12 protein-coding genes, 1 tRNA gene and 1 pseudogene are annotated in these 14,293 nt (G+C 73.5%); 7 read left to right on the top strand and 7 right to left on the bottom strand.

The features are described from left to right. Positions 1–67 precede the first annotated feature (67 nt). On the top strand, positions 68–1,258 hold the full coding sequence (gene dinB / locus HD601_RS07075) for a DNA polymerase IV (RefSeq protein ID WP_221440645.1): 1,191 nt from the start codon (positions 68–70) through the stop codon (positions 1,256–1,258). A 313-nt stretch (positions 1,259–1,571) separates the two neighbouring features. Then, positions 1,572–2,306, top strand: a pseudogene (locus tag HD601_RS36240) (DUF222 domain-containing protein); the annotation flags it as partial. Positions 2,307–3,110: 804 nt separating this feature from the next. Here the strand turns inward: HD601_RS36240 and HD601_RS07060 are convergent. Next, entirely contained in the window at positions 3,111–3,683 is a 573-nt protein-coding gene (locus HD601_RS07060) for a dihydrofolate reductase family protein (RefSeq protein ID WP_184820520.1), read from the bottom strand. 154 nt (positions 3,684–3,837) lie between these two features. On the opposite strand from HD601_RS07060, the gene HD601_RS07055 reads away from it, so the two are divergent. Then, positions 3,838–4,434, top strand: a complete 597-nt coding sequence (locus tag HD601_RS07055) for a hypothetical protein (protein WP_184820518.1) — start codon at positions 3,838–3,840, stop codon at positions 4,432–4,434. Positions 4,435–4,461: 27 nt separating this feature from the next. Here the strand turns inward: HD601_RS07055 and HD601_RS07050 are convergent, their stop codons facing one another. Beyond that, positions 4,462–5,214 carry a GNAT family N-acetyltransferase gene (locus HD601_RS07050; RefSeq protein WP_184820516.1) on the bottom strand — a complete coding sequence of 251 codons (753 nt, stop codon included), beginning with the start codon at positions 5,212–5,214 and terminating at the stop codon, positions 4,462–4,464. A gap of 21 nt (positions 5,215–5,235) precedes the next feature. Next, positions 5,236–5,619, bottom strand: coding sequence for a DUF1801 domain-containing protein (locus HD601_RS07045; protein ID WP_184820514.1), 384 nt, complete (start codon positions 5,617–5,619; stop codon positions 5,236–5,238). 131 nt (positions 5,620–5,750) lie between these two features. Between HD601_RS07045 and HD601_RS07040 the strand changes: the two genes are divergently transcribed. Then, the gene (locus tag HD601_RS07040) at positions 5,751–6,290 is read left to right on the top strand and encodes a dihydrofolate reductase family protein (protein ID WP_184820512.1); all 540 of its coding nucleotides are present in this window, start codon (positions 5,751–5,753) and stop codon (positions 6,288–6,290) included. Here HD601_RS07040 and HD601_RS07035 read toward each other — a convergent pair. Beyond that, positions 6,275–9,565: an AfsR/SARP family transcriptional regulator gene (locus tag HD601_RS07035; protein ID WP_184820510.1), complete on the bottom strand. Its 3,291-nt coding sequence runs from the start codon at positions 9,563–9,565 to the stop codon at positions 6,275–6,277. The genes HD601_RS07040 and HD601_RS07035 overlap by 16 nt on opposite strands. 22 nt (positions 9,566–9,587) lie before the next feature. On the opposite strand from HD601_RS07035, the gene HD601_RS07030 reads away from it, so the two are divergent. The 3 genes from HD601_RS07030 to HD601_RS07020 are packed head-to-tail and all read left to right on the top strand — an operon-like array spanning position 9,588 to position 11,223. Beyond that, a complete protein-coding gene (locus HD601_RS07030; protein ID WP_184820508.1) occupies positions 9,588–10,121 on the top strand; it encodes a GrpB family protein in 534 nt (177 codons plus the stop codon). Positions 10,122–10,169: 48 nt separating this feature from the next. Then, a complete protein-coding gene (locus HD601_RS07025) occupies positions 10,170–10,910 on the top strand; it encodes a glycoside hydrolase family 16 protein (RefSeq protein ID WP_184820507.1) in 741 nt (246 codons plus the stop codon). 25 nt (positions 10,911–10,935) lie between these two features. Beyond that, positions 10,936–11,223 (top strand): DUF1905 domain-containing protein, encoded by a 288-nt coding sequence (locus HD601_RS07020; RefSeq protein ID WP_184820506.1) that lies wholly within the window; start codon positions 10,936–10,938, stop codon positions 11,221–11,223. Positions 11,224–11,266: 43 nt separating this feature from the next. Here HD601_RS07020 and HD601_RS07015 read toward each other — a convergent pair. The 3 genes from HD601_RS07015 to HD601_RS07005 all read right to left on the bottom strand — a co-directional run bounded on the left by HD601_RS07015 (position 11,267) and on the right by HD601_RS07005 (position 14,206). Then, positions 11,267–11,340, bottom strand: a tRNA-Gly gene (locus HD601_RS07015). A 150-nt stretch (positions 11,341–11,490) separates the two neighbouring features. After that, positions 11,491–13,512, bottom strand: coding sequence for a sensor histidine kinase (locus HD601_RS07010; protein ID WP_184820505.1), 2,022 nt, complete (start codon positions 13,510–13,512; stop codon positions 11,491–11,493). After that, positions 13,502–14,206 (bottom strand): response regulator transcription factor, encoded by a 705-nt coding sequence (locus HD601_RS07005; RefSeq protein ID WP_184820504.1) that lies wholly within the window; start codon positions 14,204–14,206, stop codon positions 13,502–13,504. The genes HD601_RS07010 and HD601_RS07005 overlap by 11 nt, the downstream gene beginning before the upstream one ends. Positions 14,207–14,293 lie beyond the last annotated feature (87 nt).

Here is a 14,293-nt window from a genome sequence, read left to right as displayed (position 1 = left end):
CTTTGTCAAGGTGAGGTGGGCTGTCGGAGGTCTTGGCATCTCGTGCCGATGATGCGAACATGTGTTCGTGGCCAGTCGGGCGAGCATCCTGCATGCCGACCTCGACGCCTTCTACGCGTCGGTCGAGCAGCGTGACGACCCCGACCTGCGCGGAAGGCCCGTCATCGTGGGCATGGGCGTGGTGCTCGCGGCCAGCTACGAGGCCAAGGCGCGCGGCGTCCGCACCGCCATGGGCGGCCGCCAGGCGCGCCGGCTCTGCCCCGAGGCCGTCGTCGTCTCGCCGCGCATGTCGGCGTACTCCGCGGCCAGCGAGGCGGTCTTCGAGGTGTTCCGGCAGACCACGCCCCTGGTCGAGGGCATCTCCATCGACGAGGCGTTCCTCGACGTCGGCGGGCTGGCGAAGATCTCGGGGTCGCCGCCGCAGATCGCCGCCCAGCTGCGCCGCGAGGTGCTGCGCAAGGTCGGGCTGCCCATCACCGTCGGCGTCGCGCGAACCAAGTTCCTCGCCAAGGTGGCCAGCGCCGTCGCCAAGCCCGACGGCCTGCTGGTGGTCGAGCCCGACCGCGAGCTGGCGTTCCTGCACCCGCTGCCCATCGAACGGCTGTGGGGCGTCGGCGAGAAGACGGCCGTGAAGTTGCGCCAGCGCGGCGTCTACACCGTCGGCGACGTCGCGCAACTGGCCGAGCGATCGCTGGTCGCGATCGTCGGCCCAGCGGCCGGCCGGCACCTGCACGCGCTCGCCGTCGGCCGCGACCCGCGCCGCGTCGTCATCGGCCAGCGGCGCCACTCCATCGGGTCGCAGCACGCGCTGGGCAGCCGGCGCCGGACGCCGGCCGAGCTGGACGCCGTCGTCGTCGGCATCATCGACCGCGTGACCCGGCGGCTGCGCGCCGCTCGGCGGGTGGCCCGCACGGTCGTGCTGCGGCTGCGCTTCGACGACTACACGCGCGCCACCCGCTCGCACACGCTGGCCGAGCCGACGTCGCACACCGGGCAGCTGCTCACCGTCGCGCGCAGCCTGGTCGCCACCGTCGCGCCCACCATCGAGCAGCGCGGGCTGACGCTCGTGGGTGTCGCCCTCAGCAACCTCGAGGACGACGACCCGCTGCAGCTGCCGCTGCCCATCGACCGGCACGGCGGCAGCGCGCTCGACGCCACCGTCGACGACGTCCGCGACCGGTTCGGCACCCGCGCCGTCACCCGTGCCGTCCTGCTGAACCGGGACGAGGCCCTGGTCATGCCGATGCTGCCGGACTAGGAAGTGTGTCAGCTGCCGAACTCGCGGGCCGTGTTCGTGGCCACGGTCACTGCTGGTGAGCGTTTGCGAGCCGAACACGCGTGCGATAGGGTAATGGTAGTTGTTTCAGCCGTTCCCGGGAGCGGTCAGTTGTGGGTTCCCGGGCGTCGAAGAGGGCATCGCGCCAGGTGTCCCGCCCCGTCCACGGTCGCGCCCCGTTCGGTGGGTGTGGTCGTCCATCCCAGCCCATGGTGGGCCCAATGTGGGTGGCTCGCGCTCGTACCCAGGAGCGCTTCCCCATCGTGGACGGGAAGGACGTGCGGTGTCTGATCTGATGGATCGGTTGGCGATGCTGCCGCCAGGGCCGGAACTGGCGGCGGCACTGGCCGCGGTCGATCTGGCGGGGTTGTCGGCGCATGAGCTGGTCATCGTCGCGCTGGCGCGGCAGCGTCAGCGTGCCTGTGACGACGCGGCCCTGCTGCGGGTGTTCGCTGAGCTGGCCGCCCGCCCGGAATACGGCACGTGTGGCGCAGGCGAGCTCGGCGCGGGGCATGCGCACCAACCGGTGCAGGCGGCCGGGGACGAGGTGTCGCTGGCGCTGGCCTGGACGCCGGGGCGCGCGACCGCGCAGGTGGCGCTCGCGGTCGAACTGATCGAGGACCTCCCGGACACCTTCGCCGCGCTGGAAGCCGGATGGATCGACCTGGACAAGGCCCGCCTGATCGCCGAGCGGACCCGCTGCCTGGGCGACCCGACGGTGCGCCGCGCGGTGGAGCAGGTCGTGTTGCCGATCGCGAGGGCGCGGACCCGGTGGGTGCTGGACCAGGCGCTGCGCCGTGAGGTGATCGCCGCCGACCCCGCCGGTGCCGAGGAACGCCGCAACGCGGCGGCCGCGCAGCGGAGGGTCGGGCGGCCCGAACCGGCCTCCCCGGGCGGGGAGGACGGTATGGCCACGCTGACCCTGTGCGGGCCGGCCGAGGACGTCACCGCCCTGTGGGTGGCCAGCGACGCCGCCGCCCGCCACGCCCGTGACGGTGGGGACGAACGCACCCTGGACCACCTGCGTTTCGACCTGCTCACCGGGCTGGCCTGGACCGCGCTGGACTCCGGTCACCTGGGCTGCTGTAACCCCGCCTGCGCAGGCGGCCCCGACGTCACCGTCGCCGGCCACCCACCGGGCAACGTCACTGCGCCCGCGCGCCCAGGTGAGCCGACGGGGCCGGGCGACCCGAGGGGGCCGGGCGACCCGAACGGGCCGGGCGACGTCGGCGGCCGGGCCGTGCGGCTGGGGCGGCGCCGTGGCCGGGCCGCCACCGTGCACGTCACTGTCCCGGTCACCACCCTGCGCGGTGACAACGAGACGCCCGGCGAGCTCGACGGCTACGGTCCCGTCACCGCGACCACCGCTCGTCGCGTCGCCGCCGACGCCACGCTGTGGCGGCTGCTCACCGATCCCGCCGACGGACGGCTGCTCGAGTACAGCCGAACCACCTACACCTCGCCGGCCGCCCTCGCCGCCCACGTCGTCACCCGCGATCGCACCTGCAGGTTCCCCACGTGCCATCGCCCCGCTGCCGAGGCCGAGATCGACCACCGGATCCCGTGGGCTGCCGGCGGTACCACCTGCCTCACCAACACCTGGGCGCTAACGGCGGCCACCACAAGGCGAAGACCTGGCACGGCTTCCGCATCGTCACCGATCCCGCCGGCGCCACCTGGTGGATCACCCCAGCCGGACACCGCTACGCCGTCGAACCTGAGACCATCGGCCCGATCCTCAGCGCAGCGCCAGGGATCAACCCAGGTCGTGCGCGACCGCACCGAGCCGCTGAGCTGGACGAACCACCGTTCTGACCCGCGGCACTCTGTCGCGTCAGCGGCGCACCCGGTACCGCAGGTGCGTGGCCTCGGGGGTGTCGATGACGCGGACGATGTCGAGCTCGATCTCCGCGGGCAGGACGTCGAACAGCCGCCGGCCCGCGCCGAGCAGCACCGGGACCTGGCTGATCTGGAGCTCGTCCAGGACGCCCGCCGCCAGCGCCTGCTGCGCGGTGTACCCGCCCTGGACGTGCACGTGCCTGTCTCCGGCGGCGGCCCTCGCCTGCTCGACGGCGCTGGCGATGCCGTCGGTCACGTAGGTCACCAGCGGGTAGCCGAACCGGGCGGCCGGGCCGGGCGGGCGGTGGCTGACGACGAAGATCGGGACGCCGTTGAGGTCGCCGCCCCAGTGGTCCATCAGCTCGGCCGTGCGCCGCCCGGTGACGACGGCGCCGGCCGCCCCCATCTCGTCCATGAGGGCCTTGGCCGGCCCGGTGACCTCGGCGAACTCGCCGCCGGGGGCGAACCACTCGTGCAGGCGGTGCCCCGCGGGGCCGCCGAGGAAGTCGTCGGGGGCGGCGATGTAGCCGTCGACCGACACGGACATGTAGAGCACAGATGCGGACATGCCATAAACCGTGTCCCGCAGACACTGTTCTCGCAAGGGGTCGCCCGGAGAATTGGCGAAGTCGTCCGATCCGCTGGGATCGGCGAGATCCGGCCTCGCCCGAGTTGTCCGGAAACCGCCCCCGCGAAGGCTGCGCACCGCGATGATGGGTGCCGTGGCGGCCGACGCATCCGATCTGCACGACGACGCGCTGTGGCTCGGCGGTGCCTACGAGCTGGCCATGGAGCTGGGCGAGCGCGACGACACCCGGCTCGACGCGGCGCTGGCGGCGCTCTGGGCAGCCGCCGGAGTGGCCGGCTGCCAGGGCGGGACCGACGGCGGCGAGTCGTGGGTCGACGCGCCGTGCACCGTCGCGGGGCTGCAGCGGTTCGGGCGGCTGGCCGGGCTGGTCACGCTGCCGCGCCGGCGGACGGTCGTCTGCGGTGCGCGGGCCGTGCGGCAGGCGTCCGGCACCGACTGGCTGGTCTTCTTCATCCCGGTCGGCGCGCTCGACCTCGCCGAGCCGCGCAGCGCGGCGTTCCCGTTCCGTGGCGGCGACTCGCTGCTGTGGCGGCGGCCGCTCGACCGCTGGCTGGCCGGCATCGGCGCCCAGGTGCACGCGCGGGTCCCACTGCGGCTGGCGCTCGTCGGGCCCGAGGTGGCCGGGCTGACGACGGCGCGCTCACTGGGCGGGCAGCCCCCGGCCGAGCGGTGGGCGGCCTACCTCATGCCGGCGGCCGGCGGGCTGGAGTACCACCAGGCCGACCGCTGACGCCGTCGTCCCCGGAAGACGGAGGCCTCAGTCGATGGCGTGGCGCATCCAGACGTTCGGCTCGACGTAGACCGCGTGGTCGTGCTCGACGCTGCAGTGCACCGGCACCAGCGCCTGCGGCACGACGACCTCGCCGGTCGTGTCGAACGGCAGGCCCGTCCACTCGCGCCAGTCGGCCAGGGTGCCGGAGATGACCATGGACCGCGGCGCCACCTTCTCGATGGTCGCGCCGGCCCGCGCGTGCACCCGCAGCCACGGGTCGGCGGGGAGGCCGTCGGGGCGGGTGCGGAACGCGTACTCGCTCATGGGCGTGTGCGGCTCGAGGTGCTTGGCGCTGGGCCGCACCGGCGCGACCAGCTCGGTGAACCCGAGGCGGCGGACGTTGTCGCGCATGGCCTGGAGCATGACGGCGGCGAGGCCCTGACCACGCCGGTCGGGCCGGATGACGATCTCGAGCGCCGACACCAGGGTGGGCTTCGTGCCGCGGTCGCGGTCGAGCGCCGCCCAGCGGATCACGCCGTCCCAGCCGTCGTCGGGGAGCTGCTCGCGGTGCTTGCTACCGAACTCGAACGGGACGGTGTAGGCGAGGGCGACGGGGGTGTCCGGCGGCTCGTAGGCCAGCAGCACGTGCTCCGGATGGTTGCGCTGGACGTCGGCGTAGTACAGGTCGGCCGTGGGGTCGTGCTCCATGAACGTCGGCCACAGCTGCGGCAGCTGCGCCACCAGCGCGGCCAGCTCCGGCCGCCGGTCGCGTGGCTCGATGATCAGGTCTCCGGGCATGCCCGGATTCTGTCAGTTCCGTCAGTCGGGAAGCATGTCGTTTTGCCGGTCGACCGCCTGCCGCACCATCGCCGCGACCGCGCCGGGCTCGTCGTGCGCCCGCGCGAAGGACATGCCGCGCAGGTACCGCCCGTCCCCCTCGAGCAGGCTCTTCGCGTCGTCGAGCAGGACGCCCTTGTGGAACAGCAGGCTGCAGGCGCGCTTCGTCACGGACACGGCGCAGACCCAGTGGTGCCAGTTGCCGCCGGCCGTGAACGTCAGCCGGTTCCACTTGATCGCCTCGTCGAGCTCGGGGCTCGCATCGACGGCGGCGCGAACCTGCCCTGCCAGCTCCTCGGCCTCGACGCGACGCTCGGGCGGCAGCTGATCGAGCCAGATGTCGATCTGGTGCGGTCGGGTGATCATGCGGATACCTCCTGCACCCTGGGATACCCACGGCAGCGCCGCTGAACCGCACCTGAAGAGAACCGTAAGGGGACACGGGCAGGGTGGACACATCGACGGGGACACGCCCCGCACCACAGGGAGGAACCATCATGCGCAAGCTCATCGAGTCCACGTTCATCACCCTCGACGGCTGCATCGGCGAGCCGCACGTGTGGGGCCAGCCGTACTGGGACGAGCAGCACAACGACTACAACGCGAAGCTGGTTGCCGACGTCGACGCCATGCTGCTCGGCCGGGCGACCTACGACGGCTTCAAGGACGCCTGGACCAGCCGGGCCGGCGACCCGATCGCCGACCGCTTCAACGCGCTGCCGAAGTACGTCGCTTCGCGGACGCTCACCGGCGAGCTGGAGTGGAACTCCCGGGTCCTCGAGGGCGACGTGGCGCAGGCCGTCGCCGACCTGAAGGCGCAGTCCGGCGAGACCATCGTCAAGTACGGCACCGGCGAGTTCGACAAGACGCTGCTGGAGCACCAGCTGGTCGACGAGTACCACTTCTGGGTGTACCCCGTGCTCGCCGGCGGCGACGGATACCGGCTGTGGGACGGCTTCGACACCACCCACCTGAAGCTGGTCGACCAGACGGTGTTCGACTCCGGGATCATCGTGGGGGTCTACGCGCCCAAGTGAGCGCTCCCACCCGAGCGCGGCCGCCCGGCGAACTCCCGGGCGGCCGCGGGGGTGAGCGTCGCTCCCTCGGCGCGGGCCGCCTCGAACGCGGCCGCGTCCTGCACCGACCGGACCAGCGCCGCGATCCGGTCGGCCTCGTCCTGGTCCGACGGCGCCAGCGGCAGCCCGGTGGCGCTCAGCCCGGTCTCGGCGGCCCCGAGCACGACGGCGGCAGCGTGCGGCTCGCCGCCCTGGGCCAGCGCCGCGGCCGCCGCGACCAGCGCGAAGGTCAGCTCGCGACCCGCCGCGCCGATGTCCTGCCCGGCGTCGTAGGCGCGCAGGTGCAGGTCGAGCGCCGCGGCCGGGTCGCCCCGTTCGGCGGCGAGGAAGCCGAGCTCGTTGAGCACGATCGAGAGGTAGAACGCCGTGCCGGCCTCCGCGGCCTGCTCCTCGGCGGTCCGCAGCAGCCGGGTGAGGTGTTCCTCGGCGACGTCCAGGTCCCCGGCCCGCCTGGCCGCGAACGACAACCCCAGCGCGGCGAAGACCTGCGCCGAGTGCTGGCCGAGCTCGGTGGCCAGCCGCAGCGCCTGCTCGCACTGCTCGCGGGCGGCGGCGTAGTCGCCGATCTGCACCCCGATCCAGCCCTGCCAGGACAGCGCAGCGACGACGTCGGGCCACAGCCCCAGCTCCTCGGCCAGCGGCAGCGACTCGCGGCAGAGCCGCAGCCCCTCGTCGTAGTCGCCGGTGAGGTCGGCCAGCCCGATCAGCCAGTCGGTCGCCTGCAGGATGCCCCAGCCGTCGCCGAGCTCGCGGAAGCTCCGCACCGCCTCGGTGGCGTACTGCTCCAGCGCCTGCGGGTCGCCGTGGACGTGCGCGGTGCGGGCCCGCAGGTAGAGCGCCGCGGCCTCGCCCCAGCGGTCGCCGGCCGCCGCGAACCCCCGGGACGCGCGGTCCAGCAGCCGGTCCGTGACCGCGGCGTCGCCGAGGTCGAACGTGGCGTAGCAGAGGAACCACTCCGCCCGGGCCCGCCCGGCAGGTGCGCCGCCGCCGTCGCCCTCGGGGAAGGCGTCCAGGGCGGCCTCGCAGCGCGCGATCCAGTCGTGCGTGTCGCCCTGCAGGGTCGTGATGCCGGTGCGCCAGGTCAGCGCCTCGGCGCGGACGGCGGCCGGCACGTCGCCGGGGATCGCCAGCGCCGTCTCGAGCGCCCGCCGGCCTTCGGAGAGCCGGCCGCGCAACATCCAGTACCAGGTCTGCGCGCTGGTGAGGCACAGCGCGACCTCGGCGTCGCCCAGCCGCTCGGCGCTGTCCAGCGCCGCGCGCAGGTTCGCCGACTCCGCGTCGAGCCGGCGCAGCCATTCACGCTGGCCGGCGCCGCGCAGCTCGGCGTCGGCCGCGCGGGCGAGGTCCGTGTAGTAGCGGGCGTGCCGGGCCCGGATCCGGGCGTGCTCGCCGGCCTCGTGCAGCCGGTTGACGCCGTAGGCAGCGACCGACTCGAGCAGCCGGTAGCGCGGTCCGCCGTCACGCTCGTCGACGACCACCAGCGAGCGGTCGACCAGCCGGGCGAGGACGTCCAGCACGTCGACGCCGTCGCCGGCCCCGTCGTCCTCGTCGGCGCAGATCGCCTCCGCCGCCACGAGCGTGCACCCGTCGGCCTGCACGGCGAGCCGGCGCAGCACCACCTGCTCCTCGGGCTCGAGGAGGTTCCAGCTCCAGTCGATGGCGGCGGTCAGGGTGCGCTGCCGGGCCGGCAGGTCGCGCGGGCCGGTGCCGAGCGCGCGGAAGCGGTCGTCGAGCCGTTCGAGCAAGGTGTGCACGCCGAGGGCGCGGACCCGGGTGGCGGCCAGCTCGATGGCGAGCGGGATGCCGTCGAGGCGGCGGCACAACTGGGCGACGGCGGGGGCGGTCGACTCGTCCAGCGTGAAGCCGCGCGCCGACGCCGCGGCCCGGGTGGCGAACAGCCGCACCGCTCCGGACTCGGCCAGGCGGTCGCCGCCGCTGTCGCCGTCCTCGTCGGGCAGGTCGAGCGGCGGGACCTCCCACAGCACCTCGCCGCTCAGGCCGAGCGGTTCGCGGCTGGTCGCCAGGATGGTCAGGCCGGGGGCGGTCCGCAGCAGCAGTTCGGCGAGGGTCGCGGCGTGCTCGACGAGGTGCTCGCAGTTGTCGAGGACCAGCAGCAGCCGGCGCTCGCGCAGCGCCTCGGCCAGCCGGTGCGCGGGCGTTGTGACCTCGCCCGGCTCGGTGGCGTCGCGGACGCCGAGCACGCCCATGGCGAGCTCGGCGATGTCGTCGACGGCGCGCCGGGGCTGCGGGCGTTCGAGCGCGGCCAGCTCGACCAGCCAGCCGCCGTCGTCGTACGACCCCACGAGCGGGTGCGCCGCCGCCGTCGCCAGCCGGGTCTTGCCGACGCCGCCGGGCCCGGTGAGCGTGACCAGCCGTTCCTTGCCGAGCAGCTCGCGGATCTCGGGGAGCGCGTCGTCGCGGCCGATGATCGGTGGCGGCGCGGTGAGGTTGGGGCTCGGGCGGGCGCCCCGGCGAATGGGCGGGGTGGCGAGGCTCGGGTCCTGTTCGAGGATCGCCTGGTGCAGCTCGGCCAGCTCGGGGCCGGGGTCCAGGCCCAGCTCGTCGGCGAGGCCGCGGCGGAACTCCTCGTAACTGTCCAGCGCCTCGCGCTGCCGGCCGGCGCGGTAGAGCGCGCGCAGGTGGACGGCGCGCAGCCGCTCGCGGTACGGGTACGCGGCGACCGGCTCGGCCAGCTCGGCGGCCAGGACGGTGTGCTCGCCCAGCTCGAGCCGGACCTGCGCCAGCAGCTCGAGCGCGGCGAGGCGCTGCTCCTCCCACCCGGCCGCGGCCGTGGCGGCGAACTCGTGGTCGGCGAAGTCGGCCAGGGCGGGCCCGCGCCAGAGGGCGAGCGCCTCGGTGAGGACGTCCCTGCGCTCCTGGCCGGTGGCGCTCTGGGCACGCGTCACGAGCGCGGCGAACCGGGCGGCGTCGACGGCGCTGTCGGTAACGGCCTCGAGCGCGTAGCCGGGGGCGCGGGAGACGACGAGGTCGCGGGCGCCCGGCTCGGCGTCGTCGAGGGCCTTGCGCAGCTGCGAGACGCGGACCTGCAGGGCGGCCGCGGGGTTGGCCGGCGCGTCGTCGCCCCACACGTCCTCGACCAGCCGGTCGACCGAGGCGACCCGGCCCTCGTGGACGAGCAGCACGGCCAGCAGCGCCCGTACCTTGACCCCCGGGACGGTGACCTGGTCGCCGTCGTCGGTCCAGACGGCCAGCGGGCCGAGGACGCCGAAACGCATGCGCCCACCCTAAGGTGACGCCATGGCCATCGAGGTGCGCGACTACGACCCGTCGTGGCCGGGGCAGGCGGCCGCGGCGGCCCGCGAGCTGCGCGATGCACTGCCGGGGGTGTTCCTCGACGTGGAGCACATCGGCAGCACCTCCGTCCCCGGGCTCGCGGCGAAGCCGATCATCGACCTCATGGCGTCGGTGCCCTCGCTGTCCGCCGTCGCCGATCGCGAGGACGTGCTCGCCTCGCTCGGGTACCACCCGGTCGAGACCGCCATGCGCGAGCGGCTGTTCTACCCGCGCGACGACGCCGGCGGGCGGCGCACGCACCATCTCCACGTCGTCACCGCCGACTCGTGGGACACCCGCAACGAGCGGCTGCTCCGCGACCACCTGCGCGCCCACCCCGAGGCGGCGGCCGCGTACGGGGCGCTCAAGCGCGACCTTGCGGGGACGATCACCGATTCCGACGAGTACACGCGCGCGAAGACCGACCTGGTCCAGGAGCTGGTCGACGCCGCGCGGACGACCCGCGGACTGCCGCTGGTGACCGTCTGGGAGGAGTGACCGTTCGGCCCCTGTCGTCAGGCCGGGGCGGGTCTACGATGCGGCGGCATGGCCGTGCATCTGGAGGAGCGGTTCACCGGCGACGACCTCGACACGAGCGTCTGGTTCCCCTACTACCTGTCGCACTGGAGCTCGCGCGCGGAGTCGGCCGCCACCTACGCCGTCGAGGACGGTGAGCTGCGGCTGTCGATCCCGCCGGCCCAGGGGCTCTGGTGCGCCGACCGGCACGACGAGCTGCTGCGGGTGTCGTGCCTGCAGACCGGCGCCTTCTCCGGACCGGCCGGCGGCACCGTCGGGCAGCAGCCGTTCGTGCCCGGCCTGACGGTGCGCGAGGAGCAGCCGCCGTTCTGGGGCTACACGCCGACCTATGGGCGGTTCGAAGCCCGATTGCGCGGTGTCGTGTCCGAGCGGTCGATGGTCGCGTTCTGGATGTCCGGCATCGAGGACCGGCCCGAGCGCTCCGGCGAGATCTGCGTCATGGAGGTCTTCGGCTCCGCCCCGCACGACGTCGGCATGGGCATCCACGCGTTCCGCGACCCGGTGCTGCGCGAGGAGTTCACCGCGCCCTGGCTCGACCTCGACCTCGCCGAGTTCCACACCTACGGCGTCGAGTGGCGCCCCGGCGTCGTCTCCTTCAGCGTCGACGGCGACCCGGTGCGGACGGTCTACCAGGCGCCGGACTACCCGATGCAGCTGATGCTCGGCGTGTTCGACTTCCCCGGACGCGGCGGCCCGGACGGTCACGTTCCGCAGCTCGTCGTGTCGCACGTGCGCGGCCGCCCGCTCTGACGCCGCCCCGCCTAGGCTGTCGCGGGTGGAGCTCGAGTTCAGCGGCGAGATCTGGCACTGGCGCGGCCCGTCGCCCTATCACTTCGTCACCGTCCCCGACGACGAGAGTGAGGAGCTGAAGGAGGCGGCCGCGATGGTGACCTACGGCTGGGGGATGATCCCCGTCCAGGCCCGCATCGGCGCCACCGACTGGAAGACGTCGCTGTTCCCGAAGGACGGCCGCTACATCGTCCCCCTCAAGGACGTCGTGCGGCTGGGAGAGGACCTGGCCGTCGGCGACGTGGTGACGGTGACCCTGTTCGTCGACGTGTGATAAACGAGAAAGGCCCAGGTCTGTGACCTGGGCCGATGCGCTATGGAGCGGATGACGGGAATCGAACCCGCGTTATCAGCTTGGGAAGCTGGAGTTCTACCATTGAACTACATCCGCAGATGCCGCCCGTAGAGGCGGCACGTCGCCGAGCATACCGGTTCCCGCGGGTGCTGCACACATCCGCCGCCCCGGCCGGGCCGCAGCGCCCGCCGTCGACAGTGGAGAAAGTCGGGTTCCCGGGGGCCGGGAAGCCGATCTTCTCCATGATCAACTCAGTGAGGCCGGCAGCGCCACCCGCATCGGGAGGCGGATGGTGAAGGTCGACCCGGCGCCGACCATGCTCGACACCGTCACCGTCCCCTCGTGGGCCTCGACGAGGTGCCTGGTGATCGCCAGCCCGAGACCGCTGCCGCCCGTCGCGCGGGTGCGGGAGGTGTCCGTGCGGTAGAAGCGGTCGAAGAGGTGCTCGAGGTGTTCCGGCGCGATGCCGGGACCGTCGTCGCGGACCGCCAGCACCACCTCGTCGGACGACGAGTCCCGCGACACCCGCACCAGCACGGTCGCGCCGTCGCCGGAGTACTGCACCGCGTTCGCCACCAGGTTGCCCAGCGCCTGCCGCAGCCGCACCGGATCGACCTCGGCCACGATCTCGGCGGAAGCGGAGACGGCGACCACCAGCTCCGTCCCCGACGACGACGCCGACGGCTGGTGGGCGGCGACGACCTGGCGGGCGAGTTCGGCCACGTCGGTCTCCTCGCGATGCACCCGCAGCATGCCCGCGTCGGCCAGGGCGAGGTCCTGCAGGTCGTCGATGAGCCGCTGCAGCAGCGCCGACTCCTCGAGCAGCGACGACACCAGCTGCGGGTCGAGCGGGACGACGCCGTCCTCGGCCGCCTCGAGGTAGCCGCGGACGTTGGCCAGGGGCGTCCGCAGCTCGTGGGCGATGTCGCTGACCATCGCCTTGCGCTGGCGTTCGTTCTCCTCGATCGACGAGGCCATGGCGTTGAAGGCGTCGCCCAGCCGGGCCACCTCGTCGTGGCCGGCGACGCGGACCCGGGCGCCCCGCCCGCCCGACGCCATGCGCTGGGCCGCCTCGGTGAGGGTGCGGATCGGGTGCGTGAGGCGCCGACCGGCGAGGACGGTGACCCCGGTCGCGGCCACCAGCACGCCCAGGCCGGCGAGCACCGTCCGCACCCACCCGTCGCCGGAGAAGGCGTCGAACCGGTCGGTCGAGCCGATGTACAGCAGAGCCGCGTCGGCCAGGTACGGCTCCATCGCCTGCTGGCTCGCCTGGGTGGAACACAGGCGCAGCGACTCGGTGGCGGCGGCGTCGTCGCGCTCGGTGGTGAGGGTGACGAGTCCGTTGGGCTGGAGCATCGGCTTGGTCGCGACGCCGGCCTCGGCCAGGCACAACTCGGCGAGGCGCACCTCGTTCTCGTTCAGGTCCTGGCTGGCCGCGCTCGGCGCCGAGAGCTCGGCGGGGATGCAGCCATGGCTGGCGGCGTCGAGGGCGACCATCGAGGTGGTGTTCGCGGGCGCCGAGGTGACGCCGGCGGCCGGCTCGGACGTCACCCGCAGGATGGCCCCGTCGAACGAGACGATGATCGCGCCGTCGCCGACGTCCTGCAGGCAGGTGTTCGCCGCGGCCGCCAGTTGCTGCCGGGCCGCCCCCTCCTCGTCGGTGAGCCGCCAGGACGACGCGGCGTCGGGGGGCATGGCGCCCGCGCCGACCAGCGTCCAGCTCATGGGGGCGTCGTGGACGGTGATGTCCTCGAACGGCGTCGCGGTGACGCCATCCGGCGGCACCGAAGGGCTCGCCGTCCCCGAACCCCCCGACCCCGAGCCCACCTTCACGTCCCCCGCGATCACGCCGCCGCCGTCGATCCGCGTCGCCGCCGCCAGCGGGGCCACCGCGCCACCGGCCATGACCGCGACCGGCGCCATCGGGTCGACCTCGGCGGTCGGCGTGGACGGGAGCGGCGGCGCCGCGCCGTCGGAGGCCGCGGAGTCGGCGATGACCTCGCCGTCGGGCTCGGTGAGGGCGACCCGGTTGCCGACGGCGGTTGCGAGCTCGTCGACGACCGCGCCGACGCCGTCCCACGAGTCGTGCTCCTGCCCGTAGGCGATCAGCCGCTGGTACACGAACGAGTCGCCCTCGAGGGTGCGCTCGAACGTGCCGCGCAGCCGCTCACTGGTGCTCTGCGTGGTGATCCAGGCGGTGGCCGCGATCGACATGACGGCGACGCCGAGCGACAGCCCGATCAGCCGGACGAAGAGGTTACGACGCATCGCGGACTCCTGGATGATCAGCCATCTTGTAGCCGACGCCGTAGACGGTCAGCAGGTAGGCGGGCGCGCCGGGATCGGCCTCGATCTTGCGGCGCAGGTTCATGACGTGCACGTCGACGGTACGGTCGAGGGCGTAGTGGTCGAACCCGAACGCCTCCTCGAGCAGCTTCTGCCGCGGGAACACCCGGCCGGGCTCGGCGCACAGGCAGGCGAGGATCTTGAACTCCGCGGGCGTGACGTCGATCTCGCGCCCGTCGACGTACACCTGGTGCCGGTCGGTGTCGACGGTGAGCGCGCCGATGCGGTGGCGCGAGTGCGGCGCCCGGTGCCGCTCGACGCGCCGCAGGATGGTGCGGACCCGGGCCACCAGCTCGCGCGGGCTGTACGGCTTGGTGAGGTAGTCGTCGGCACCGAGGTCGAGGCCGAGCAGCAGGTCGTCCTCGGTGGACCGCGCGGTCAGCATGATGATCGGCGTGTCGGACTCCGTGCGCAGGATGCGGCACACGTCGAGGCCGTCGACGCGCGGCATCATGACGTCGAGCACCAGCAGGTCGGGCTGTCGCCGTCGTGCCTCGTCCAGCGCGGTGCGCCCGTCGTGGGTGACGACGACGGAGTGACCCTCGCGCTCGAGGTAGCGGCGGACGAGCTCGGCCTGCTTGACGTCGTCCTCGGCCACGAGGATCCGGGCTCCCATGACATTCGAGTGTCGCAGGAACCTGTCAGGAACCTGTGAAGAGCGCCGATCTGACGGCTCCTTCACAGCTTCTTCACAGCCTCCTCC

Origin of the sequence: Jiangella mangrovi (assembly GCF_014204975.1) — a bacterium.
Lineage (GTDB): Bacteria > Actinomycetota > Actinomycetes > Jiangellales > Jiangellaceae > Jiangella > Jiangella mangrovi.
This window is presented reverse-complemented; position numbering and strand designations above follow the sequence as displayed.

What these genes read in the sequence shown, in the direction of transcription:
- HD601_RS07060 (WP_184820520.1), bottom strand. Translation starts at nt 3,683, where the DNA reads ATGTCCGCATCTGTGCTCTACATGTCCGTGTCGGTCGACGGCTACATC.
- HD601_RS07050 (WP_184820516.1), bottom strand. Translation starts at nt 5,214, where the DNA reads ATGCCCGGAGACCTGATCATCGAGCCACGCGACCGGCGGCCGGAGCTG.
- HD601_RS07045 (WP_184820514.1), bottom strand. Translation starts at nt 5,619, where the DNA reads ATGATCACCCGACCGCACCAGATCGACATCTGGCTCGATCAGCTGCCG.
- HD601_RS07040 (WP_184820512.1), top strand. Translation starts at nt 5,751, where the DNA reads ATGCGCAAGCTCATCGAGTCCACGTTCATCACCCTCGACGGCTGCATC.
- HD601_RS07035 (WP_184820510.1), bottom strand. Translation starts at nt 9,565, where the DNA reads ATGCGTTTCGGCGTCCTCGGCCCGCTGGCCGTCTGGACCGACGACGGC.
- HD601_RS07030 (WP_184820508.1), top strand. Translation starts at nt 9,588, where the DNA reads ATGGCCATCGAGGTGCGCGACTACGACCCGTCGTGGCCGGGGCAGGCG.
- HD601_RS07025 (WP_184820507.1), top strand. Translation starts at nt 10,170, where the DNA reads ATGGCCGTGCATCTGGAGGAGCGGTTCACCGGCGACGACCTCGACACG.
- HD601_RS07010 (WP_184820505.1), bottom strand. Translation starts at nt 13,512, where the DNA reads ATGCGTCGTAACCTCTTCGTCCGGCTGATCGGGCTGTCGCTCGGCGTC.
- HD601_RS07005 (WP_184820504.1), bottom strand. Translation starts at nt 14,206, where the DNA reads ATGGGAGCCCGGATCCTCGTGGCCGAGGACGACGTCAAGCAGGCCGAG.